The sequence below is a fragment of the Aeromonas sp. 3P genome (assembly GCF_051919745.1).
In the GTDB taxonomy this organism is placed as follows: Bacteria; Pseudomonadota; Gammaproteobacteria; order Enterobacterales; family Aeromonadaceae; genus Aeromonas; species Aeromonas veronii.
Map to the genome: position 1 here is coordinate 4504481 of NZ_JBQBED010000001.1, position 22956 is coordinate 4527436.

Sequence of the window (22956 nt, forward strand, 5' to 3'; positions counted from 1 at the left end):
TTTCATGCCAAAACGTAATGACCTTCAGAGCATCCTGATCCTCGGCGCCGGCCCCATCGTCATCGGCCAAGCCTGCGAATTTGACTACTCTGGCGCCCAGGCGTGCAAAGCCCTGCGCGAGGAGGGCTACCGCGTCATTCTGGTCAACTCCAATCCGGCCACCATCATGACCGACCCGGAGATGGCAGACGCCACCTACATCGAGCCCATCACCTGGGAAGTGGTGCGCGAAATCATCAAGAAAGAGCGCCCGGACGCCATCCTGCCCACCATGGGCGGCCAGACTGCGCTTAACTGCGCACTGGCGCTGGAGAAGCATGGCGTGCTGGCCGAGTTCGGTGTCGAGATGATCGGTGCCACCGCCGACGCCATCGACAAGGCCGAAGACCGCTCCCGTTTTGACAAGGCGATGCGCAGCATTGGCCTCGAGTGCCCGCGTGCCGGCATCGCCCACAACATGGAAGAGGCGTGGGGCGTGCAGCAGATGGTCGGCTTCCCCTGCATCATCCGTCCCTCCTTTACCATGGGCGGCTCGGGTGGCGGCATCGCCTACAACACCGAAGAGTTCGTCGAGATCTGCGAGCGCGGTCTGGACTTGTCGCCGACCAAAGAGCTGCTCATCGACGAGTCGCTGATCGGCTGGAAAGAGTACGAGATGGAAGTGGTGCGGGATCGCAACGACAACTGCATCATCGTCTGCGCCATCGAAAACTTCGACCCCATGGGTATCCACACCGGTGACTCCATCACGGTCGCGCCAGCCCAGACGCTGACCGACAAGGAGTACCAGCTGATGCGCAACGCCTCCATGGCGGTGCTGCGCGAGATCGGCGTCGAGACCGGCGGCTCCAACGTCCAGTTCGGTATCAACCCGAAAGATGGCCGCATGGTCATCATCGAGATGAACCCGCGGGTGTCGCGCTCCTCTGCGCTGGCCTCCAAGGCGACCGGTTTCCCCATCGCCAAGATTGCTGCCAAGCTCGCCATCGGTTACACCCTCGACGAGCTGATGAACGACATCACCGGCGGTCGCACTCCGGCCTCCTTCGAGCCGGCCATCGACTACGTGGTCACCAAGGTGCCGCGCTTCAACTTCGAAAAATTCGCCGGTGCCAACGACCGTCTGACGACCCAGATGAAGTCGGTCGGTGAAGTGATGGCCATCGGCCGCAACTTCCAGGAGTCCCTGCACAAGGCGCTGCGCAGCCTCGAAACCGGCAAAACCGGCTTCGACCCCATGGTTGACCTCAATGCGCCGGACTCCCTGACCCGCATCCGTCACGAGCTGCAGGACGCCGGTAGCGACCGTATCTTCTACATCGCCGATGCGTTCCGCGCCGGTCTCTCCATGGACGGTATCTTCAAGCTGACCAAGATTGACCCCTGGTTCCTGGTGCAGATTGAAGATCTGGTGAAGCTGGAAGAAGAGGTGAAAGAGCGCGGCATGGCCGGTCTCGATGCCGACTTCCTGCGTGCCCTGAAGCGCAAAGGCTTTGCCGATGCCCGTCTGGCCAAGATCCTCGGTGTGGCCGAAGGGGAAGTGCGCAAACTGCGTGCCCGCCACAACATCTTCCCGGTCTACAAGCGGGTCGATACCTGCGCCGCCGAGTTCGCCACCAACACCGCCTACATGTACTCCAGCTATGACGAGGAGTGCGAAGCGGCCCCGAGCAACCGCGACAAGATCATGATCATCGGTGGCGGCCCGAACCGTATCGGTCAGGGTATCGAGTTCGACTACTGCTGCGTGCACGCAGCGCTGGCCCTGCGCGAAGACGGTTACGAGACCATCATGGTCAACTGCAACCCGGAGACCGTCTCCACAGATTACGACACCTCGGATCGTCTCTACTTCGAGCCGGTGACCCTGGAAGATGTGCTGGAAATCGTGCGCATCGAAAAACCCAAGGGTGTCATTGTTCAGTACGGTGGCCAGACCCCGCTGAAACTGGCCCGTGCACTGGAAGCCAACGGCGTGCCGATTATCGGTACCAGCCCGGATGCCATCGACCGCGCCGAAGACCGCGAGCGCTTCCAGTCTGCTGTCGAGCGTCTCGGCCTCAAGCAGCCGGAAAACGGCACCGTCACCGCGCTGGAGCAGGCGGTGCTGCTGGCCGAGCGTATCACCTACCCGCTGGTGGTTCGCCCCTCCTACGTATTGGGTGGCCGCGCCATGGAAATCGTCTATGACGAGCAGGATCTGCGTCGCTACTTCGCCGAGGCGGTGAGCGTCTCTAACGAATCGCCGGTGCTGCTGGACCGCTTCCTGGACGATGCGACCGAGCTGGACGTGGATGCCATCTGCGACGGCACCGATGTAGTCATCGGCGGCATCATGGAGCACATCGAGCAGGCCGGTATCCACTCCGGTGACTCCGGTTGCTCCCTGCCTCCCTATACCTTGTCCAAGAAGATTCAGGACGAGATCCGCGAGCAGGTGCGCAAGCTGGCGCTGGAGCTCGGCGTTATCGGCCTGATGAACGTGCAGTTCGCGGTCAAGGGCGATGACATCTACCTCATCGAGGTGAACCCGCGCGCCGCCCGTACCGTGCCGTTTGTCTCCAAGGCGACCGGTGCCCCGCTGGCCAAGATTGCCGCCCGCGTGATGGCCGGTCAGAGCCTGAAAGAGCAGGGCTTTACCAAAGAGATCATCCCGCCCTACTACTCGGTGAAAGAGGTGGTACTGCCGTTTGCCAAGTTCCCGGGGGTTGACCCGCTGCTGGGGCCGGAGATGCGCTCTACCGGTGAGGTTATGGGGGTGGGCAGCAGCTTTGCCGAGGCCTATGCCAAGGCGCAGCTGGGTGCCAACCACGCCGTACCGAAAGAGGGTCGTGCCCTCTTGTCAGTGCGTCACAGCGACAAGGCGCAGGTGGTTGACTTGGCTGCCAAGCTGCTGGAGCTGGGCTACGAGCTGGATGCCACTCACGGCACCGCGGTCGCGCTGGGTGAGGCGAGCATCAACCCGCGCCTGGTCAACAAGGTGCACGAAGGTCGCCCGCACATTCTCGACCGCATCAAGAATGGCGAGTACACCTACATCGTCAACACCGCCGAAGGGCGGGTGGCGATCCAGGACTCCAAGCAGTTGCGTCGCGCCGCCTTGCAGAACAAGGTGGCGTATACCACCACCATGAACGAGGCGTTTGCCACCTGCATGGCCATCAGCGTGGATGCCACCGCCAATGTCAACTCGGTGCAGGAGCTGCACCAGAAGGTGAAAAACCGCTAAGAGTTTGCAGCGGGCATCAGCCCGACTTGCCAGACGACCAACCCCCGCCAGCGATGGCGGGGGTTTCTTTTTATCTGTCGCTAAGCGTTCGGTTCGGGGCGGGTGAGCCATTGAGGAAGGTCATGAGTTCCGCATCGCAGACAACGGATGGCGCGTGGGGTGGTAAAAGCTGGCAAGGGGAGGGGATGCTGCGAGTGCGGGTTTCAACTGCGGCAGGCAATCCTCTACAATGGCCCCACTTTGCTTGTCAGTGCAGTGCCAGCGGCGCAGCCTGTAGGGCCAACAAAAATGGACATGCTTATGACCGCTTTGCCTTCCTGTCGTCTTCTTGCCTTCTGCTCAGCCTTGTTGCTGGCCGGTTGTGCCAGTGATCCCGCCTCCGCTCCCACCAAAGAGGCGAGCGTGAGCAACCCCAAAACGCCGCCTGCCATGCAGCCGCGCAAACCGGCGGATATGAAGAGCCGCATCGTGCGCTTCTTGCCCCGTCAGGTGCCGGACAAACAGGGGTGGGCCAACGACGTGGTGACGGCGCTCACCACCCAGGGGGTGACGGTCAATGATCACAATGTCTGTAGCGTGCTGGCGGTGGCGGAGCAGGAAGCCACTTATCAGGCCGACCCAGTGGTGCCGGGCCTTGGCAAGATCGCCTGGAAAGAGATCAACTCACGGGCCGCCAAGCTGCTGATCCCCGAATTTATGGTGCGGGCCGCGCTCTCCATCAACTCGCCCACCGGCAAGAGCTATGCCGAGCGGATCGACAAGTTGCGAACCGAGCGGGAGATGAGCGAAATTTTCGAAGACATGATCAGCATGCTGCCGATGGGCAAGACGCTGTTTGGCAACCTCAACCCGGTGCATACTGGTGGCCCGATGCAGGTGAGCATCGCCTTTGCCGAGGCCAACGCCCGTGGCTACCCCTATCCAATCAAGGATTCCATCCGCCACGAAGTCTTTACCCGTCGCGGCGGCATCTGGTTTGGCACCAAACATATCTTCGGTTATCCCGCCGACTACCCGGATACCCTCTACCGCTTTGCCGATTTCAACGCCGGCTGGTACGCCAGTCGCAATGCCGCTTTTCAAGCCGCCGTCAGCCGTTTGAGTGGCAAAACTCTGGCGCTGGACGGGGATCTGATCCGCTATGACTCGGATCTGCCGGGCAATACCGAGCTTGCCGTCTACACCCTCGCCAACCGGGTCAATATGAGCAAGCAGGCGATCCACCAGAGCCTGCGTAAAGGGGATACCGCCGAATTTGCCGAGACCGATCTCTACCATCGCATCTTTACCCTGGCCGACAAGCAAGCGGGCAAGCGACTGCCCCGCGCCATCCTGCCCGGCATTCAGCTAAAGAGCCCGAAAATCACCCGAAACCTTACAACCGCCTGGTTTGCCAAGCGGGTGGATGACCGAGAACAACGCTGCGTGCGGCAGATGGCGACGATTCGGTAAGACTGGGTTTGCTGCGAGACTAGTTGCAAAGCGGGTTGCCATTGTTAATGACAACCCGCATGCTTAATCGCCCCTTCCAATGGAGATCTTTGGCTCCCATCCAGTCATGAACGGTGGCGGCTCCTTCCGAGTGGCATGAGTTGTTACTACTTTTGCAGGATCAGCCGTGTTGGCGGCGGTCGTTGGCCTGGGCCAGTAGCATGCGGCTTTCACGCAGGAACTGGTCGGCATGCTCGCCGAAGAAACCGGAGACTTGCGAGAAGGCATCGATGAAACCGTCCCTGTCCCCTCGTTCCAGCAGCCCCAGCGCTTCACCGAAGTTTTGGTAGTAGCGACGGATCATCGCCAGATTCTGCGGTGACGACAAAATGATGTCGGCATAGAGGTGGGGATCCTGAGCGAACAGCCGCCCCACCATGGCGAGCTCCAGCCGGTAGATGGGGGAGCTCAAACTCAGCAGGCGATCCAGATTGGCCTGCTCCCGGGAGAGGTGCCAGCCATAGGCAAAGGTGGCGAAGTGACGCAGCGCCTGAATGAGGGTCATCGCCTCATCGTGGGCCTTGGCTTCCACCTGTTGCAAGCGGGCGCCCCAGATGGTCATCTGATCCAGCAGCCATTGGCTGGCGGCGGGGTCACGACCCTGGCAGCAGACGATCACCTGCTTGGCGAGACTCGCCACATCCGGCCCGAACATGGGGTGTAGTCCCAGTACCGGCCCTTGGTGCACCGCCAGCATATGTTCGAGCGGCGCCGCCTTCACGCTGGTGACATCCACCAGCAGGCTGTGGGCGTGCAGGTTGCCGAGGCGGTCGATGATCTGGCAGGTGATATCGATGGGCACCGCCACCATCACCAGACCGGCTCCGGCGAGGATCTCGTCAGCGCGCGGCCAGTCGGCTTGTTCCAGCGTCTCGACCCGATAGCCTGAGAGGCTGAACATATGGCCGAACAAGCGGCCAAGCTGGCCCTGACCACCGATGATGACCACCTTGCCAAGATCCGGCTTTATGCATTTGAAGCCGGTATCTTTCTCGCTGGCATAAGATTCACGCATCACCCGGCGCAGCACGTCTTCGATGAGATCGCCGGGCACTCCCAACTGCTCGGCCTCGGCGCGGCGGCGGGCCAGCATGCTCGCCTCCCTGTCCGGTGCATAGATGGGCAGGCCGTGGCGGCTCTTTACCTCACCCACTTCTCCCACCAGGGCCAGACGGGCGGCCAGCAGATCGATCAGCTGCTTGTCCACCGCATCTATCTTGTCCCTGAGTACATTCAACTCTTCAGCCATATCCAGTCCCTGCTGGCGCCGCGAGCGGCGGCGCCCTGAAATTCAAGATGCAACAAGGTATCACGGCGTGAGCGGCTTGATGCCACCAGCAGTGATACCTCGATTGTTCAATAGGTTACGCCAAGATACCACGGCTTACCGTGCAGTTCTGCCCTTGAGGGGGTCAGCCAGCTGGTTGTGGCAGCGGGCCAGCAGGGTGGCGGTGGTGTCCCAGTCGATGCAGGCATCTGTGATGGAGACCCCGTAGCGCATCTGCTCCTTAGGCTGCTCGCTGGACTGGTTTCCCTCGAACAGGTTGGATTCGAGCATCACCCCGATGATGGAGCGGTTGCCCTCCTGGATCTGGTGGATGACGTTGTCGGCCACCTTGGGCTGCAAACGGTGATCCTTGCTGGAGTTGCCGTGGCTGCAATCCACCACAAGGCTCGGCAGCAGGCCCGCTTTCTCCAGCGCCTCTTCCGCCAGCGACACGTTGACCGAGTCATAGTTGGGATGTTTGCCGCCGCGCAGGATCACGTGGCCATCCGGGTTGCCCTGGGTCTGCAGCAGAGCAACCTGGCCCTGCTGGTTGATCCCCATAAAGGCGTGAGGGGAGGAGGCCGCCTGCAACGCATTAATGGCAGTCCCCAGGTTGCCGTCGGTGCCGTTCTTGAAGCCGACCGGCATGGAGAGACCTGACGCCATCTCCCTGTGGGTCTGGGATTCGGTGGTGCGGGCGCCGATGGCTGACCAGGAGAAGAGCTCGGCCAGGTATTGCGGGCTGATGGGGTCGAGCGCTTCGGTGGCCAGCGGCAACTCCAGCTCCGCCAGCCAGCAGAGCAGCTCGCGGGCACGGTTCAGCCCCAGCTCCACATCGAAGGTGCCATCCAGATTGGGGTCGTTGATAAAGCCTTTCCAGCCGACTGTGGTGCGCGGCTTCTCAAAGTAGACCCGCATGACAATGTAGAGAGAGTCCTGATAGGCATCATGCAGCGCTTTGAGTCTGGTTGCGTACTCTTTGGCGGCGTCCATGTTGTGGATGGAGCAGGGACCACAGATCACCAGCAGCCGGTGATCGCGGCGGTGAATGATATCGGCGATGGTATTGCGGGCCCCTTGCACGAATGCCAGCGCCTTGTCGGAGATGGGTAACTTCTCCTTGAGCTGGGTAGGCGTGATCATCACTTGTTCGGACTGGATATGGATGTTGTTCAGGGGGTCTCTTTGCATGATTTCATTCTCTCTACTGTATTAAGCTAAAAGCGATTGTACCGATATGTTTACGTTGGTACCTGCTTTGTTACGCAGCCGCCCTCACCTTACCAAGGAAAAACAAACAATCAAGTGAAACTAGCGGGTTTACCGCTAAAAAGTCAGATAAAGGAGCTGCTATATAGCGCGAACAGGAATAATACAGAGGATTTTTCGGAGGGGTGATGGTTTTTGTGTAATTTAATGTTTACGGTTTGTGGGCGTAAAGGTTGCATTGTCCAGCTGTTTACCCACAGTAAATGGTATCTCTGGGAGACTGCAACGCGATGGCAATGATGGTGTGAGGTGGCTATCTGGTCAGCCATAGAAAGAGGGAGCCATCATGGCTCCCTTTACGGTAGGAAGGGGGATCCCGTCTGGCTGCGGATCAGCGCTTTTGTTTTCCCTGCAGCTCTTTGTTCAGGCGAGTGAGCATCCCCTGGGTGACCAGCACTATGCCCTGCTCGGAGCGGTGGAAGCGACGTGCATCTTCATCGGCGTTTTCACCGATCACCGTGCCTTCCGGCAGTTTGCACCCCTTGTCGATCACCACCCGGCGCAGTCGGCAACCGGCACCAATCTCCACACCCGGGAAGATAACGGCCTGATCCAGAGTGCAGAAGGAGTCGACCCGCACATTGGTAAAGAGCACCGAACTCAGGATGAAAGAGCCACTGACGATGGTGCCCCCGGCAAACATGGAGTTGATGGTCATGCCGTGCTGGCCGTTTCGGTCCTGCACGAACTTGGCGGGAGGAGTCATGTTCTGACTGGTCCAGATGGGCCAGTCCTGATCGTAGATATCCAGCTCAGGCGTGACGGAAGCGAGATCCATATTGGCCTCCCAGAAGGAGTCCACGGTGCCCACATCGCGCCAGTAGGGGCGGCGATCCGGACAGCAGCCGACACAGGACATGCCAAACGGGTGAGCGAATGCGGTGCCCTCTTTCACCACGCGGGGGATCACGTCCATGCCGAAATCGTGATGGGACTGCTCGTTGGCAATGTCCTCTTCCAGCAACTGATAGAGATACTCGGCATCGAAGATATAGACGCCCATGGAGGCCAGCGCGGTGTCGGCCTTGCCCGGCATGGCGGGCGGGTTGGCGGGCTTTTCGACGAAGGCATTGATCTTGCGATCATCATCCACCGCCATTACCCCGAAGGCGCTTGCTTCACTGCGTGGCACCTCGATGCAGGCAACGGTCACCTTGGCGCCCATATTGACGTGGTCGAGCAGCATGGCGGCGTAATCCATCTTGTAGATGTGATCGCCTGCCAGCACCACCACATATTTGGGGGCGTGATCGCGGATGATATCCAGATTCTGGTAGACCGCATCGGCGGTACCCCGATACCAGTTCACCTCATCTACCCGCTGCTGGGCAGGGAGCAGATCGATAAACTCGTTCATCTGGTAGCGCAGGAAAGACCAGCCCGATTGGAGGTGGCGCAACAGGCTGTGGGATTTGTACTGGGTCACGACACCGACCCGACGGATGCCGGAGTTGATGCAGTTGGAGAGCACGAAATCGATGATGCGGAATTTGCCGCCGAAATGAACGGCAGGTTTTGCACGGTTGTCGGTTAACTGTTTGAGGCGACTACCCCGCCCTCCTGCGAGTACCAAAGCCATGGTCTCGTTCAGCAACTGTCTGGATTTTGCTGTATTGGCAGGTTGTAACAACATCTCATATCCCTTTGTAGATAAATCACTACAATGTTGCCTCCTTTGAGCCCTCAAGAAAGTGCTTTCAGTCACATTTTATGGTTTCTGACGTAATAAAATGACCTTTTTGTTATTAAAAATGACGGGTTGATCCGTCATTGCTTTCAATATGGTCAGTTGTCAATTGAGGCGAGCCGAACGACAAAATGGGCGGCGAGAGAGGAGGGATGAAAAAGCCCCTGCCAATGGTTGGCAGGGGCCCGGTTTGTTGAGACCCGGTGAGCCGGGTCTGATTAACAAGGTTCAGGCTGCGTTGGCCAGTGGCTCCTCGCTCTTCTTCTGGTAGGCCTGCGGGGTGAGCCCAAGCAGCTCCTGCACGGTCGAGGCGACGGTAATGGAGGAGACGGTGCCCACCAGGATCCCGGCAAACAGGGTGAAGGAGAAGCCGTAGAGGGCGTCACCGCCAAACAGCAACAGAGCGCCCACGGTAAACAGGGTGGTGCCCGAGGTGATCATGGTGCGACTGAAGGTCGCCTTGATGGCCACATCGGAGCATTCGTGGATGCCCATCTGGGTACGCGAGCTCAGCAAATCCCGCAGCCTGTCCGAGATGACGATGCTGTCGTTGAGGGAGTAGCCGATCACCGCCATCAAACCGGCGATGATGTTCAGATCGAATTCGATCTGAAAGAGTGACAGCAGCCCCAGCGCCACGATAGCGTCATGGACCACCGAGAGCAGGATGCCGATGGCCTGACGCCACTCGAAACGAAACGCCAGATAGGCCGACATCGCCAGCGAAGCGACCAGTACCGCCAGCATCCCCTGCTGGAACAGTTCTGCACCCACCTGAGGGCCGACGATGGTGGTGCGCAGCAACTCGACCGGCATCCCCAGCTGTTGGGTCAGCATGGTGGCGAGATCTGCCGCGGGCCAGGGCAGTTCGTGGGGGGGCAGCTTGATCAGCCACTCGCCGGGAATACCGGCCGAGCTCAGCTCAACGGCTCCCGCCAGCGGGGAGACCAGCATGGCATTGAGCTCATGGGCCTCTTTCAGGGTCTGGATATGAAACTCCAGCAGGATCCCGCCGGTAAAATCGAGCCCCAGAGTGAGGCCGTTCACCAGCAAGATGGCGACGCTGGCCACGGTCAGCAGGATGGAAGCCCACAGGCCGATATAACGCCAACGGGTCAGCCCCATGGCAACGATCATTCTCAACATAATTCTCTCCTTGGCCAGCCAGCACCAGGCTGTTGGCCCATCACGACGTGTCGCGACACGCCGGGAAATAGTGTTCTGCTTTGGCCGCTCCGGCCATGTCCATGGCCGATGGCGCAGCCAAAGCCGCTCATCAGAGGGACAACTGTCTCTGTCCCGTTACACCTTCAGCGTGCGCTCGCTGCTGCGTCCCCACAGGGGGTTGATGATGGCGCGCGTCCCCCAGATCCCGGTGATCATGCTGGAGAGCAGACCCAGAATGAGGGTGATGGAGAAGCCCTGCAGCGGACCGGAGCCGATGGAGTAGAGCACTACAGCGCAGATGAGCGTAGTGATGTTGGCATCGAAAATGGTGTGGAAGGCGGAGCGATAGCCAAAATCGATGGCGTTGGCCAGTGAGCCCCCTTCTCGCAGACGGTCCCTGATCCGCTCGAAGATCAGCACATGGGTATCCACCGCCATGCCCACCGTCAGCACCAGACCGGCGATTCCCGGCAGGGTCAGCACGGCGCCCGGCAGCACCGCCAGCATGCCGACCTGCATCAACAGGTTGGCGACCAGCGCCGTGATGGCAACCCAGCCGAATTTGCGGTACCAGGCCATCATGAACAGCATCATGCCTGCCATGCCGAAGGCCAGCGCGGTGAAGCCCGCCTCGATATTCTGCATCCCCAGCGTCGGGCCAATACTGCGTTCTTCCAGGATCTTGAGAGGGGCGGTGAGGGCACCGGCGCGCAGCAGCATGGCCAGCTCTTGCGCCTCCGGCAGACTGCCAATGCCGGTGATGCGGAACTGGTTGCCAAGGGCGGTCTGGATGGTGGCGACGTTGATCACCTCGCTCTGGGCCCGCAGTTTGCCCTGGGCGTTGGTCTTGTACTCGGTGAAGACTGTCGCCATCGGCTTGCCCACATGCTGGCGGCTGAACTGGTTCATCTTGCTGCCACCTAGGGTGTCGAGCACGATATTGACCTGGGGTTGACCCATTTCGCCCATGTTGGCGCGGGCATCGACGATGTGCTCGCCGGTGAGTACCGGCTTGCGCGCCATGCCGACGGCCTGACCGTTGCGATCGGCGATATAGAAATGGCTGTCGGCTTTGGCCTCGTAGAAGGCCAGCGAGGCGGTGGCGCCGATCACCTCTTTCGCCTGTTTGGGGTTGTGTACTCCGGGCAGTTCGATACGGATGCCATCCTGACCCTGACGCACCACCGAGGCCTCGACGATGCCGAGTTCGTTGATCCGTTTTTTCAGGATCGACAGGTTCTGGGTCACGGCGTTGTTGACCAGCAGGGTGCGCTCAGCATCGCTCAGCACCAGTTTCAGATCATTGCCGGAGCGGGTCAGCTTCCACTGATCCTGACGGGTACCGGCACTCTCTTTGATGATAGAGAGCCAGCTATCCTGTTCGGCCACCTCCGGCAGGGTGACGGCTACGGCGCCCTGTGCCGTGCGCGTGACGCTGGCGCCGCGCAGATTGGCTTCGCGGAAGCGGGTGCGCAGGGTGTCCACCAGATTCTTGGTCTGATTGTCGATGACAAAGTCCACGTCCACCCCGATCAGCAGTTGGGAGCCGCCGCGCAGGTCGAGCCCCAGCTTGATGGGGTCGGCGCCGAGGCGGGTGATCCAGGCCGGCGCATTGGAGTGAAACTCCAGGGTCAGGGCGGCACTGTCGACCCCTTGCTGCTCCAGCAACTGCTTGGCTCGCTGCTGCTCGCCCTGACTGGCAAAGACCAGCTCGACCCGCTCAGGTTGCTCAAGGACCTTGAGCGGGGTCAGGTGTTTGTCACTCAGCAGCATCTGTTGTTGAGCGGTCAGGCGCTGCTGTCCGTGCAGGCCGAGGGAGGGCTGCTCACCGAAAAAGGTGGGCAGGGAGTAAAAGGTAAAGGTCAACAGCATCAACAGCAGTAGTGCGTACTGCCACTTGCTCATGCGGTTGAGAACGGTGCGATTGCTCTTTCTCATGGCAAACAAGCCTCTGTCAGGAGAATGGTGCCCGGGCCGATAGCAACAAGGCTCGGCAAGGCGCAAAAAATGGGATGCATCAGATGCGGATCAGGCAGCCGCCGGATCCGTCAGGAAGAGGAGATGAGCAAACAGTGGATGTGCCAGCCCCTCCGGGGTCAGGCGCTCAGATAGCTCTGGGTGAAGCGGTATTGCAGATGTTGGCGCTGTAGATGGCGTCGGTGGATCGCGCCAAAGCGATCGCGAAAACTCTGTTTGTGATAGAGCTCGGGTGCCAGCATTAGCCAGCCGAGCAGCAACAGCAGGATGGCCTGGGCCGACCAGCTCTGGATCAGCTCGTAGACCACACTCTTGGGCTGGTTGTCACTGCGCAGGGATTGTTCGAGACGCAGCAGGTGATTCTGATGGCTGCCGACAAACTTGATGATGCCATCATCGCTGTCGCTAAGCTGATTGAACACCTGAGTCTGCTGCTGTTCACTCTGGGGAGATGCGGGTAGCAGCGGGCCTTCCATTCGGGCGATGGAACAAAGCAGGGTGAGGGCGATAACCAGAGTTACCAGCACCAGTTTTACTTTGTCGATAAGGCGCAAAAGTTAATTCCCGATAAATAGGAAGGGCAAACTACCATAAGCGCCCGGTTTGAACAAGGTTGCTCGGGCGTAAGGTACCATTCGGCGCCGTTTGTCAGCTGCCGCTCATCTGCTTGAAGTCGCGGGCGTAGCCCTTGAGCAGGGAGTAGAGATGGGCCCGCTGGGAGATATCCAGCGACTGGCTCATGGCGCTCAGCCAGTTGACGGTACGTTGGCGCGACTGCTCGGTATAGCCGGTAAAGCGGCCATCCATCAGCCCATCCCCCTCGGCCAGCAGGTCAGTCAGCTCGCGGGTAAAGTCGGGACTCTGGCGCTGCTTCATCAGCCTGTCCAGCTCCTGGATCCAGGACTCCTGAAACTCGAGCCAGGGGGGCATGAGCTCGTATTGCCATTCGGCCCACTGGGCCACCAGTGGCGCCTGTGCCGGTTTCACCTCGCCAATCCAGAACTCGAGTCGCTTGTTCATCTTGTCGCGAAACTCCGCCAGCATCTGCTCTTTGGGCTCAGTGGCAAAGTCCTTTTGCCGCTCCTGTTGCCGCTTGATACGATCGGTCATAAAGTGGGCCACCTGCTCATCGGTCAGGGTGCGCGCCAGCCTGACCGCGCGGGGGATAGTGTTTTCCAGCGTGCGGGTCAGGCTCTGCTGCACCGCATCTAGGTTGGTCGAGATCTGCTCCGGCGTCATGGGGCTGGCCACCGCCTTGGCCAGTGCGTCGAGATCCTTGGCGTAGCGCGGCAGCTCGTGCTGGCGATGCCAGGCCATCAGCCCCTTCACTTCGCGGCTGAGCAAATCCTTTTGGGAGTAAGAGAGGGCAAAGTAGTCATCCAGTTGCCAGATGATGGCGGTATCGAGCCAGTAGTAGATCACCCGGGTGGAGCAGCCGGTCAGCAGCAGGCCGATCAGCAGCAGACCCCAGGTTTTCGGCTTGTGCCAGCGCACCTTGTTTATCATCTGTTACTCCAGTCGTTGCCGGTTGATGGCGATCAGGGTGTCATAGTCGAGTGAGGGCTGCTGCTCTGCCATCAGCAGGGCCCAGAGCAGGCCGATATAGTCGACCCAGGGTAAAAATGCCTCGCTCTGAAAATCGGGCCACTGGTGGCGCGGCAGGGCCTGCAGATAGTGCGCTTCCAGCTCGTCGCGCCGCTCGGCGGGCCACTCATGGGTGCGCTGGATGCTGGCGAGCTCAAAGCCGGGGTGACCTGCCGCGCCATACTCCCAGTCGATGACCCAGGGTTTGCTTCCCAACAAGTTAGCCGGATTGAGATCATGGTGGCAAGGGCGCCAGCAATCATTTGGCTCACTGCTGGCGAGCAAGCTCCGCTCCAGGGCGGGCAGCCAGGAGGGAATGCGGGCCAGTCGGGCGCGATAGCCCGCCGCGTGGGCTCGCACCGCCATCACTACCGCAGGCAGCGGCAGGCGATGGAGCTTGCGCAGCACCTCAGCCAGCAGACGGGGCTGATCGGCTTCCGGTGGTGCCGCGTGCACCCAGTTTGGCTCATCGCACCATTCGAGCAGCATCAGACCGCTGGCGGGATCGCCATAGTGGCAAGGCAGCGTCAACCCTTCTGCCATCGCTCCCTGATAAAGCTGCCACTCGGTGGGACGGTCGATGCCAAGGCGCACCGGGTCGGAGTGGCCCTGACGCAAAAAGTAACTGCGCCCCGAGGGGAGGCGCAGTCGATAGTTGCAGTTGGTCAGACCTAACCCGAGTGGTTCCAGCAGCCCCTCCCGCCAGGGGGCGGGTAGGCTGGCCAGTAGCGGATCACAGTTGCCTGTCACCAGGAGCCTGTTACCAGCCAAAGGTGGATTTCTTCGCCTGTTTGCGGATCTCTTTCTGGTCAGCCCACAGCAGTTCGCCGTTTTGCAGATCCATCAGGTTCATGGTCATCTGGTAGTAGACATCCTTCACCTTGCCATTGTCTTTGACGATGCTGGCGAGATTGCCATAGACCATGTAGCGGGCACCGGTCTGCTTGCCCAGACGCACCATGGAGGCTGGATCCACCATGCCGCTGCTCTGCTGGTATTCGAGCTGCTGCTTGACGGCGGCCACCTTGCTCATGTCGACGAAGCGGAACTTGCCGGCCCGCAGCAATTTGGTGCGGATGGTATCGGTGATCGCTTCGGTATCGATGTGCTCGGAGGTCTTGTTGCGGATAGAGTCCATAAACATCACCGGACGACTGCCTGCGGTGATCTCGCTGGTGGCAGGGGAGGCGAGCATGGAGTCTGCCATTTTGTCGGCGATGGCCTGCAGATCGCTTGAGCCGTAATCGACGGTGACGGTTTCAGTTTCAGTGGGATCGCCATAGCTGACGGTGGTGCTGGAGCAGCCGCCCAAGAGCAATGCAGAGGTCAATATCAGCAGGGCATGATTCATTTTCATCAGTAGGATTCCTCAATCACTTCGCGTACGTAAATCCGGTAACCCTGCGCCGCCGGGCTGGGCGCCAGGGCCGAGAGGGTGCGGGTCTGATAGCCATGCAGCTTGATGGGGGTCCAGCCGCGGCCATCGCTGGCGACCTCCTGACCGGCCTCATCATACCAATAGAAGATATATTGCAGCTTGTTATCGCCGCGCTGGGTGCTGGCGGCGGCCACATTGACCTGCAGCAGGCCATTTTGCTGGCGGCGGCTCAGCTCGGTCAGGGTGACGTTGACGTTTTGATGCTGCTCCAGCGTGGGTGCACCGCCCGCCGGGCCATAGAGCGCCACGCCGGAGGTGTTGGTGGCACAGCCGGTCAGCAGCAGCGCGAGCCCGAGGGCCAACCCGTATGCTTTCATCTTGCTCTCCTTAATCGGGGTGAGTGGGGCCGCGTGTGAGCCTGCCCGGTTAATTGTCTTGCTCATCTCTCTTCGCCATCTGCTTAGAGCGGCATCACCCGGGTGGTCAGAGCGGCACCGAGGCGCTGTACCCAGACCAGGGTGGTGCGTCCCTTGTGGATGGTGAGCGGCAATTGCCGCTGCGCTGCCCCCGCCCCCAGGGTGAGATTGATGTCACCTGCCGGCACCATTCCCTGCCAGCTCGATGCCTGAGCTGGCAGCGTCAGCCAGCTGCGGGTATCGGCCCGCTCCGAGAGGGTGTTGAAGATCCCCACCAGAATATTGCCCACATCCCCTCCCTCTTTGGCGGCGGTGCGGCGCATCTGCTCCTTGGCCACCAGTCGCAGCGCCTGGCGGGTCAGCATGCCGGGCAGCCGCTCCTGCAGATCTTTGGCGGCCAGCGCTTCCAGCCTGACCAGCTCGCTGGTCTGCCAGGCCCGCTTGCCGACTTCCACCGTCAGCGGGCCGGTGTCGCTGGCCCGATTATCGTAATAGGGGATGGCGACGGTAAAGGTACGAAAATCGCCGCGGGAGGTGGAGATGGGCAGCGGCAGGAACAGTTCGCGCCGTGCCGGGATCAAACCATCTTCAAACAGCACCACCAGTTGGCCTTGATCTTTTGCAAGCGGCGGCGCTTTGCGGCCTATCTTTTTCTCGGTCTCGCGGATCTCGTCCGGTGAGCCACGCAGCCGCGCCAGACGCAGCAAGGCATCTTGCAGGCTGCGGTTGTCTGGCGCTATCTGGTAGCCGCGCTGATAGTCGACCCAGGCATCGTTGAGATCCCCGGCCGCCTCATAGAGCACGGCGGAAAAATAGAAGGTGTAGGCGTTCTGAAAACCGTTCTTGACCTTGCCGATCAACCGGTCGAGATCCGGTGCGCCGCGCGACATCAGCTGGCGCATCTCGCCTTCTGCTTCGGCCTCTTCGCTCTCATCCTTCGCCTTGCGCACCTCATCGGCTCGCCGTTTCAGGGCCTGTTCCTGCACCTGATTGGCCCGGCGCACCTCCACCAGGGCGCCATCGGCATCACCCCGTTGCAGATAGTTGAGGGCCAGATAGTGATGCAGCATGGTGCGTTCGTAATCGGGAGTACGATAGGCCATCGACTGATCGTTGGTGAGCAGACTGCCCACCTGATCCAGACCGTGGCTCAGCCGGTATTCGGCCTGATTGTCTTCCCACTGAAGGCGGCTGTCGGCGGCGGTGAACGCCTGCTTGCTGCCCGCATCCTGACCGGCGAGCCAGGCAATGCGCCCCTGTTCGAGCCGATCCAGCACAAAGGTGTCATCCCCCAGGGTGGAGTCGCGCACTTCGGGCAGCGCCTCGGCGGCATGGCCCAGCAGCAGCTGGTTGCGCAGGGGCACCATCTGATCGGAGTAGGAGACGAACATATCCTGCCAGCGGGAGGCGCAGCCTCCCAGCAACAGCAGGGCGCCGCAGAGCAACAGGGCGCTGCGGCAGGTTGAGGCGTGGCGATTCATTACAGGCTGAGCAGCGGTCCCAGCGGCTGGCCACCGACCAGATGCATGTGGATATGGTAGACCTCCTGCCCGCCGTGGCGGTTGCAGTTCATGATGAGGCGGTAGCCATCTTCGGCGATGCCCGCCTCGCTGGCCAGTTTGCGGGCCACGGTGAACATCCGGCCAAGGGCCAGTTCATGTTCGGCTTCCACGTCATTGACGGTGGGGATCAGCACATTGGGGATGATCAGAATATGGGTTTTGGCCTTGGGCTGGATATCCCGGAATGCGGTGACCAGATCGTCTTGATAAAGGATGTCGGCGGGGATCTCTTTACGGATGATTTTGCTGAAAATGGTTTCTTGCGCCATGGCTAACTCCCTTATATGAAACAGAAAATTGAACTAGAACCCCAAGCGGCTCCCGAAAGGGGGGCGAGCAGCACGCCAAGTGTGACACAAGCCGACATTTGACACAGCTGATGTCCCATTCCCTTCAGTTATTGTTAAAAATACCGATAGCCAGAGGGACGTCATCTGCAGCGCCTGTTCAGGGTGGTCTGCAGGGTATCAAAAGGACGGGGTACTCAGGCAAGGGACTTTTGCATATACAGCGGGACAATAATGAAACAAACAATGTCGGATCTCTCCATCTTGCAGCGAGTCTACCTTGGCTTCGCGATCCTGGTGGCCGTGATGGTGGCCAGTTCACTGCTCACATTTCGTAGTCAGGAGACCCTGGGGAACGCACTGGAGCAGGTTACCCAGCAGTCTATGCCGTTGGTGATTGCCAGCAGCCAGACCCAGATCACCCTGCTCAGCGCCAACAAGTGGCTGGGGGATGTGCTCACCGAGCAGGACCCCAAACAGCTGCCAGCCGAAGTGGCCGAACTGAAACAGGCGAAGGCCGCGGTGGGCAAGAGCCTTGACGTCTTGCGCCAGCAGGTGGCCCACCACCCCGAACTGCAAGGGGAGATGAGCAGCCTCAGCCAGCAGGTCGACAGCTACCTGCAACTGACCGATACCCTGCCCGGCGAACACGAGGCGCTGCTCACCCGACTGCACAAGGTCAATCTGGCCAAGGGGCAGTTTCAGGTCAGTCTGCCCCAGTTCAAGAAGAGTCTGGGTGACATGATGGTCACCATCGACGACAGCTTCATCAAGATGCTCTCCGAGACCCTGACCACCAAGCTTTCCGCTATCGAACTCTCCACCATGGACGCCCTCAATCAGACCATTCCGGCCCCCATCGAAGGGGCGCTCAAGCGCAACAAGATGCAGATCGAGGGGTTCAACAGCACCATCAAGGATCTGCAGGGGGAGCTGAAGAACTTCGAGAACGACATGGGCCACTATGTTCACGGCTTCGTGCGTGACACCACCGCAAGCGAAGGCGTGCTCTCACAGTATCTGGCGCTGATGAAGCAGCAGGAACTGATGCGGGAGAAGAGCAAGCAGGCCAGCGCTCTCATCGTCGAGATCCAGAACCGGCTTGAGCGGATCACCGGCCAGAGTCAGCAGCTGATGAGTCAAAGCATTCAGCACGCCAAAGCCACACAGAGCCAGAGCACCCTGACCCAGGGAACCAGCATCGTAGTCGCCATCCTGATCGCCATGCTGGTGGCTTATACCCTCGGCAAGGCCATTCGCCGTCCGCTCAGGGAGTTGCTGCGGGTGTTGACCGAAGTGACCCAGGGCGACATGACCCAGCGCATCGGTTTTCAGAGCAAGAACGAATTCGGCCAGCTGGGCAGCCAGATCAACCTGCTGATTGCCCAGATGGGGGAGGTGCTGGCACAGCTTTCACAAGCGTCTGCCCAGCTTAACGATGCCGCCCACGGCAATCGCCACACCACCGAATCGGTGCGGGCGGATCTGGAGAAACAGCGGCAGGAGACCGCCTCGGTCGCCGCCGCCATGACCCAGATGGAGGCCTCGGTGCGGGAAGTGGCGCAGGCCGCCAACCAGACCCTGGAGCGGGTGCAGGATGTGGAGAAGGCCTCCGAGATGGGGCGCAAGGTGATGGCAGGCAATATCACCACCACTCATCAACTTGCGGGCAAACTGCAACAGACCGGCAAGGTGATTGGCGATGTGAGCGCCATGAGCAGCCAGATCGGCAACATCCTCGATGTCATTCGCGGCATCGCCGAGCAGACCAACCTGCTGGCCCTCAACGCCGCCATCGAAGCGGCGCGGGCCGGCGAGCAGGGGCGCGGATTTGCGGTGGTGGCGGATGAGGTACGCAGTCTGGCGGGCCGTACCGCCCAGTCCACCAGCGAAATCCAGACCATGATCGAGAACCTGCAGCAGGGGGTCGCCAAGGCGGTGACCGTGATGCAGGAGTGCTCTCGCGAGATGGACAGCTGCGTGGATCAGAGCTCTCACGCCAACAACGCCATGGAGGAGGTGCAGGGAATTGTGGTGCTGATCAGCGACATGTCGAGCCAGATCGCCTCTGCCGCCGAGCAGCAGCAGGCCACCAGCGCCGATATCGCCACCAACCTCAACCGCATCTCCGATATCTCGGATCTCAACTATCAGGGGATTGAGCGGGTAGCCGAGACCAGCCAGCAGCTGGACTCCCTTGCCGAGCAGCAGGAGAGCCTGGTCAAGCGCTTCCGCCTCAGCGCCTGATGGTCGAGAGTTGAAACAACAAGGCCCCGCAGATGCGGGGCCTGGCCGTGACAAGGGGATCAGGCGTAGGCAATCGCGCCCTTGCCGACCCCTTCATAGGCGACAATCTTGACGAACTTGTCGCCCACCATCTTCTTCACTTCGCGAGCAATGTAGCAGGCCAGCAGTTCGACCGTGGTGTCGGTGTCGATCATCTCCACCTCGGCGGTGGGGATGGCCAGCTGGAACAGCCCTTGCGGCGCCACATATTTGAAGCCGCAGTGATGCTCGCCAAGCTGGGCATTGGCGCGGGGGCTCAAAGCGAGCTCGGTCAGCGCCACCTTGTCCTCCTCGGTGCCAAGGTAGATATCGCCCCAGCGCTCGGCCCAGTTGAGCTCAAGCTCCTGGTCGCGCTCGCCATCGACGTGGATCTCGATGGGAGAGCGGTGGCCGTGGGCGATGCGCTGGCAGTTGCCATCGTGCTTTTTCAGGCCATGGCTGTAGTGGTAGAAGGCACCGGTGATCGCCTCCTGACGGAGGGTCAGGGAGAGATCCTTGATATTGCCCGGCAGCCGTTTGGCCAGTACCGCCAGCAGGTAGCGGGTCACCGACTCTTTATCAACTTGCGGAGCCGGGATAAAGGCGAAGCCCTGGGATGGGCAGCGCAGATGGATGGAGCGACCCGGGCGCAGCAGATCCACTGTGCTTTCGTCACCATCCAGAGCCTCAACGTGGATCAGCGGGCACTCGGTCGGCACCAGCAGCTTGTGGTCCACCTCTTCATCGATGATCGATTTGATCAGCTTCTTTACCCGGCCAAAGTCCAGCAGCATGCTCATTTCGTTGAGCTCACCGCTCATTTCGATATCTACCAGCCAGCTCTCACCCACCATGCCGCGGCGTTCGCACAGGTAGCTGGAGTCGATCACGGTCAAATCTCTTACAAATAACTTCATCAGTCAGGCCTTGCTACAGAGAAAGGGCAGTTTTGCGCTATTATGACCCGCGATTATCGGCAAAGGAACTGGAACCCCCCATGAACAAACTGCTTATCAAGAATGCCACCTTGGTCAACGAAGGCCGTATCTATGCCTCCGATGTGTTGATCGAGGGGGAACGGATTGCTCGCATCGCCCCGGATATCGAGGCGCCCGATGCGCTGGTTATCGATGCCGCAGGTCGCCATCTCATCCCCGGAATGATCGATGATCAGGTCCACTTCCGGGAGCCGGGATTGACCCACAAGGGGACTATCGCCAGCGAATCCCGCGCCGCCGTCGCCGGTGGCACCACCAGTTTCATGGAAATGCCCAACGTCAATCCCCAGACCACCACCCTCGACGCTCTCGAAGCCAAATACCAGATCGCCGCCAACTCCTCCGTCGCCAACTACAGCTTCTATCTCGGTGCCACCAACGACAACCTTGCAGAGATCAAGCGTCTCGACCCCAAGCAGTCCTGCGGGGTCAAGGTGTTTATGGGCTCCTCGACCGGCAACATGCTGGTGGACAATCAGGAGACCCTGGCGGCCATCTTCCGCGAAAGTCCGGTGATGATCGTGACCCACTGCGAAGACACCCCGACCATCGCCAAGGCGGAAGAGGCGGCGCGGGCCAAGTGGGGCGAGAATGTGCCGATGGGCGAGCACGGTCGCATTCGCAGTGACGAGGCGTGCTACAAATCCTCCAGCATGGCGGTGGCGCTGGCGAAAAAATACGGTGCCAAGCTGCATGTGCTGCATCTGACATCGGCCAAGGAGCTGTCGCTCTTTACCGCCAGCCACGACCTGAGCGAGTTGAAAGACAAGAACATCACCGCTGAGGTGTGTGTGCACCACCTCTTCTTCAATGATGCCGATTACGAGACCCAGGGCAGCCTGATCAAGTGCAACCCGGCGGTGAAGAGTGCCGCCGACCAGCAGGCACTGCTGGATGCGGTACGCAACGACGTGCTCGACATCATCGCCACCGACCACGCTCCCCACACCTGGGAAGAGAAGCAGAACAGCTACTTCAAGGCGCCGTCCGGTGTGCCGCTGGTGCAGCACTCTTTGCAGGCGCTGCTGGAGCTCTACCACAACGGCGTGTTTACCCTGGAGACTATCGTCAAGAAGACCTCCCATGCGGTGGCCGAGCGCTTCCAGGTGCAGGATCGCGGTTATATCCGCGAGGGGTATTTCGCCGATTTGGTGCTGCTGGATCTGGGCAAGCCCTATGTGGTCAACGATGACAACATCCTCTACCACTGTGGCTGGTCGCCCTTCAACGGCTACCGCTTCCACAGCACGGTGGAGATGACGTTGGTGAATGGCCAGATCGCCTGGCAAAACGGGCAGGTGACTGACCAGATCCTGGGCAAGCGGCTGACCTTTAACCGCTGATTGTTCGCAAAGCAGGCGAACGCACCGTGGCTTAGGAATTGGCGGCGTTTCCCTGTTGACAGGGCAGGGTCATCTCCATAAACTCTGCCCCCGTCAGCCGAGCTGACTCCGTCGGTGTGTAGCGCAGCCAGGTAGCGCATCTGCATGGGGTGTAGAGGGTCGGAGGTTCGAATCCTCTCACACCGACCAAATTCCCCGGTAAAGGCCTTGTCAAACGACAAGGCCTTTTCTTTTGCCTGCGATTTGCCGCACAGGCGCGAAGCCAGTGGTGATGCATGCTGGTCGCTGCTGGCGTGAGTCGATTGTGCAGCCACCGCGCTTTATGGTGTAGTAACAACTCTGTTGCTCATTTGTCTGGCGAGGCCTCTCGTGTCTGCATCCGTATCTAAACCCTGTTGTCTGCTGATGCTCACCCTGCTGTTGGTGGGCTGCGCCACCCCTTACGAGAGTGAAAAGTCATTCTGGAACGGCCAGACCGGTTTTTCCCAGACCCGGCTTGGCCCGGACAAGTGGCAACTGGAGTTTGTCGGCAACGATCTGGTGGACAGGGAGACCGCCCGCAAATATGTGCTCAAGCGGGCAGGGGAGCTGGCACTGGCAGAGGGTTACTCCTGGCTCAAGGTCGATGAGCTGACCATTAACCGCGATGCCGTCAGGGTGACCCCATCACGGCCGATATTCGGCTTTGACGAAGATGAACCTGATCTCTTTATGGCCCAGATGCAGGTGCAGCATACCATCTCGGCGCTGCTCACTTTTCGCCTGTTGCCACGGGCACTCGATGAGCGAACTCTGAATGCGAAATATCTCGCCGAAATCAAAATAAACAGTGATTAATATTGGTGGTTTGCAAGATCCATATCACATACACCTAATGGCAGGATAAAATTCTGGATAAAGCCTCTAGATTTACCCCCTGCTTTTAGGCATTCTCCCAGCATACCAGCCGCCAGGAATCAACGGCTCGGATCACAAAAACGGACTGTAGTGGCTCCCACGCCACTGTTTACGGCTTGCACCAATCAAAACCGGGACT

The 22956-nt window shown here is 60.1% G+C and carries 18 protein-coding genes and 1 tRNA gene; 6 read left to right on the forward strand and 13 right to left on the reverse strand.

Annotation, left to right across the window (positions count from 1 at the left end; genetic code table 11):
* The first annotated feature begins 4 nt into the window (after positions 1 to 4).
* Together carB and ACTG19_RS21025 are read left to right on the forward strand one after the other, a co-directional pair.
* A complete protein-coding gene (carB, locus tag ACTG19_RS21020; protein ID WP_113739215.1) occupies positions 5 to 3229 on the forward strand; it encodes a carbamoyl-phosphate synthase large subunit in 3225 nt (1074 codons plus the stop codon).
* Positions 3230 to 3529: 300 nt separating this feature from the next.
* The gene (locus ACTG19_RS21025) at positions 3530 to 4681 is read left to right on the forward strand and encodes a DUF1615 domain-containing protein (RefSeq protein ID WP_113739216.1); all 1152 of its coding nucleotides are present in this window, start codon (positions 3530 to 3532) and stop codon (positions 4679 to 4681) included.
* Positions 4682 to 4841: 160 nt separating this feature from the next.
* Here the strand turns inward: ACTG19_RS21025 and tyrA are convergent, their stop codons facing one another.
* The 12 genes from tyrA to hinT form a co-directional block, all read right to left on the reverse strand.
* Positions 4842 to 5969: a bifunctional chorismate mutase/prephenate dehydrogenase gene (gene tyrA / locus ACTG19_RS21030; RefSeq protein ID WP_113739217.1), complete on the reverse strand. Its 1128-nt coding sequence runs from the start codon at positions 5967 to 5969 to the stop codon at positions 4842 to 4844.
* Between the two features lie 135 nt (positions 5970 to 6104).
* The gene (locus ACTG19_RS21035; RefSeq protein WP_113739218.1) at positions 6105 to 7178 is read right to left on the reverse strand and encodes a 3-deoxy-7-phosphoheptulonate synthase; all 1074 of its coding nucleotides are present in this window, start codon (positions 7176 to 7178) and stop codon (positions 6105 to 6107) included.
* Between the two features lie 409 nt (positions 7179 to 7587).
* Complete coding sequence (glgC, locus tag ACTG19_RS21040; RefSeq protein WP_005334047.1) at positions 7588 to 8889, reverse strand: glucose-1-phosphate adenylyltransferase; 1302 nt, start codon at positions 8887 to 8889, stop codon at positions 7588 to 7590.
* A gap of 282 nt (positions 8890 to 9171) precedes the next feature.
* Positions 9172 to 10089, reverse strand: a complete 918-nt coding sequence (secF, locus tag ACTG19_RS21045) for a protein translocase subunit SecF (RefSeq protein WP_005334046.1) — start codon at positions 10087 to 10089, stop codon at positions 9172 to 9174.
* 156 nt (positions 10090 to 10245) lie between these two features.
* A complete protein-coding gene (secD, locus tag ACTG19_RS21050) occupies positions 10246 to 12048 on the reverse strand; it encodes a protein translocase subunit SecD (protein ID WP_113739219.1) in 1803 nt (600 codons plus the stop codon).
* 158 nt (positions 12049 to 12206) lie between these two features.
* Positions 12207 to 12641: a hypothetical protein gene (locus tag ACTG19_RS21055; RefSeq protein ID WP_005334044.1), complete on the reverse strand. Its 435-nt coding sequence runs from the start codon at positions 12639 to 12641 to the stop codon at positions 12207 to 12209.
* Between the two features lie 94 nt (positions 12642 to 12735).
* Positions 12736 to 13593, reverse strand: coding sequence for a DUF6279 family lipoprotein (locus ACTG19_RS21060; protein ID WP_113739220.1), 858 nt, complete (start codon positions 13591 to 13593; stop codon positions 12736 to 12738).
* Between the two features lie 3 nt (positions 13594 to 13596).
* Complete coding sequence (locus ACTG19_RS21065) at positions 13597 to 14421, reverse strand: phosphotransferase (RefSeq protein ID WP_237672026.1); 825 nt, start codon at positions 14419 to 14421, stop codon at positions 13597 to 13599.
* A 10-nt stretch (positions 14422 to 14431) separates the two neighbouring features.
* On the reverse strand, positions 14432 to 15028 hold the full coding sequence (gene lpoB, locus ACTG19_RS21070) for a penicillin-binding protein activator LpoB (RefSeq protein WP_439989535.1): 597 nt from the start codon (positions 15026 to 15028) through the stop codon (positions 14432 to 14434).
* Positions 15028 to 15426, reverse strand: a complete 399-nt coding sequence (locus ACTG19_RS21075) for a YcfL family protein (protein ID WP_005334038.1) — start codon at positions 15424 to 15426, stop codon at positions 15028 to 15030. Before ACTG19_RS21075 ends, lpoB begins: the two co-directional genes overlap by 1 nt.
* An 83-nt stretch (positions 15427 to 15509) precedes the next feature.
* Entirely contained in the window at positions 15510 to 16946 is a 1437-nt protein-coding gene (locus ACTG19_RS21080) for a COG3014 family protein (protein ID WP_439989536.1), read from the reverse strand.
* Positions 16946 to 17296, reverse strand: a complete 351-nt coding sequence (gene hinT, locus ACTG19_RS21085) for a purine nucleoside phosphoramidase (RefSeq protein WP_021231009.1) — start codon at positions 17294 to 17296, stop codon at positions 16946 to 16948. Before hinT ends, ACTG19_RS21080 begins: the two co-directional genes overlap by 1 nt.
* Before the next feature lie 252 nt (positions 17297 to 17548).
* On the opposite strand from hinT, the gene ACTG19_RS21090 reads away from it, so the two are divergent.
* Positions 17549 to 19561: a methyl-accepting chemotaxis protein gene (locus ACTG19_RS21090; protein WP_421299351.1), complete on the forward strand. Its 2013-nt coding sequence runs from the start codon at positions 17549 to 17551 to the stop codon at positions 19559 to 19561.
* 59 nt (positions 19562 to 19620) lie between these two features.
* Here the strand turns inward: ACTG19_RS21090 and ACTG19_RS21095 are convergent, their stop codons facing one another.
* A complete protein-coding gene (locus ACTG19_RS21095) occupies positions 19621 to 20496 on the reverse strand; it encodes a 6-pyruvoyl trahydropterin synthase family protein (protein WP_180343116.1) in 876 nt (291 codons plus the stop codon).
* 80 nt (positions 20497 to 20576) lie between these two features.
* On the opposite strand from ACTG19_RS21095, the gene ACTG19_RS21100 reads away from it, so the two are divergent.
* The 3 genes from ACTG19_RS21100 (at position 20577) to ACTG19_RS21110 (ending at position 22757) form a co-directional block, all read left to right on the forward strand.
* Complete coding sequence (locus ACTG19_RS21100; RefSeq protein ID WP_100653426.1) at positions 20577 to 21920, forward strand: dihydroorotase; 1344 nt, start codon at positions 20577 to 20579, stop codon at positions 21918 to 21920.
* A gap of 112 nt (positions 21921 to 22032) precedes the next feature.
* Positions 22033 to 22109, forward strand: a tRNA-Pro gene (locus ACTG19_RS21105).
* 216 nt (positions 22110 to 22325) lie between these two features.
* On the forward strand, positions 22326 to 22757 hold the full coding sequence (locus tag ACTG19_RS21110; RefSeq protein ID WP_041235087.1) for a CC0125/CC1285 family lipoprotein: 432 nt from the start codon (positions 22326 to 22328) through the stop codon (positions 22755 to 22757).
* The last annotated feature ends 199 nt before the right edge of the window (positions 22758 to 22956 follow it).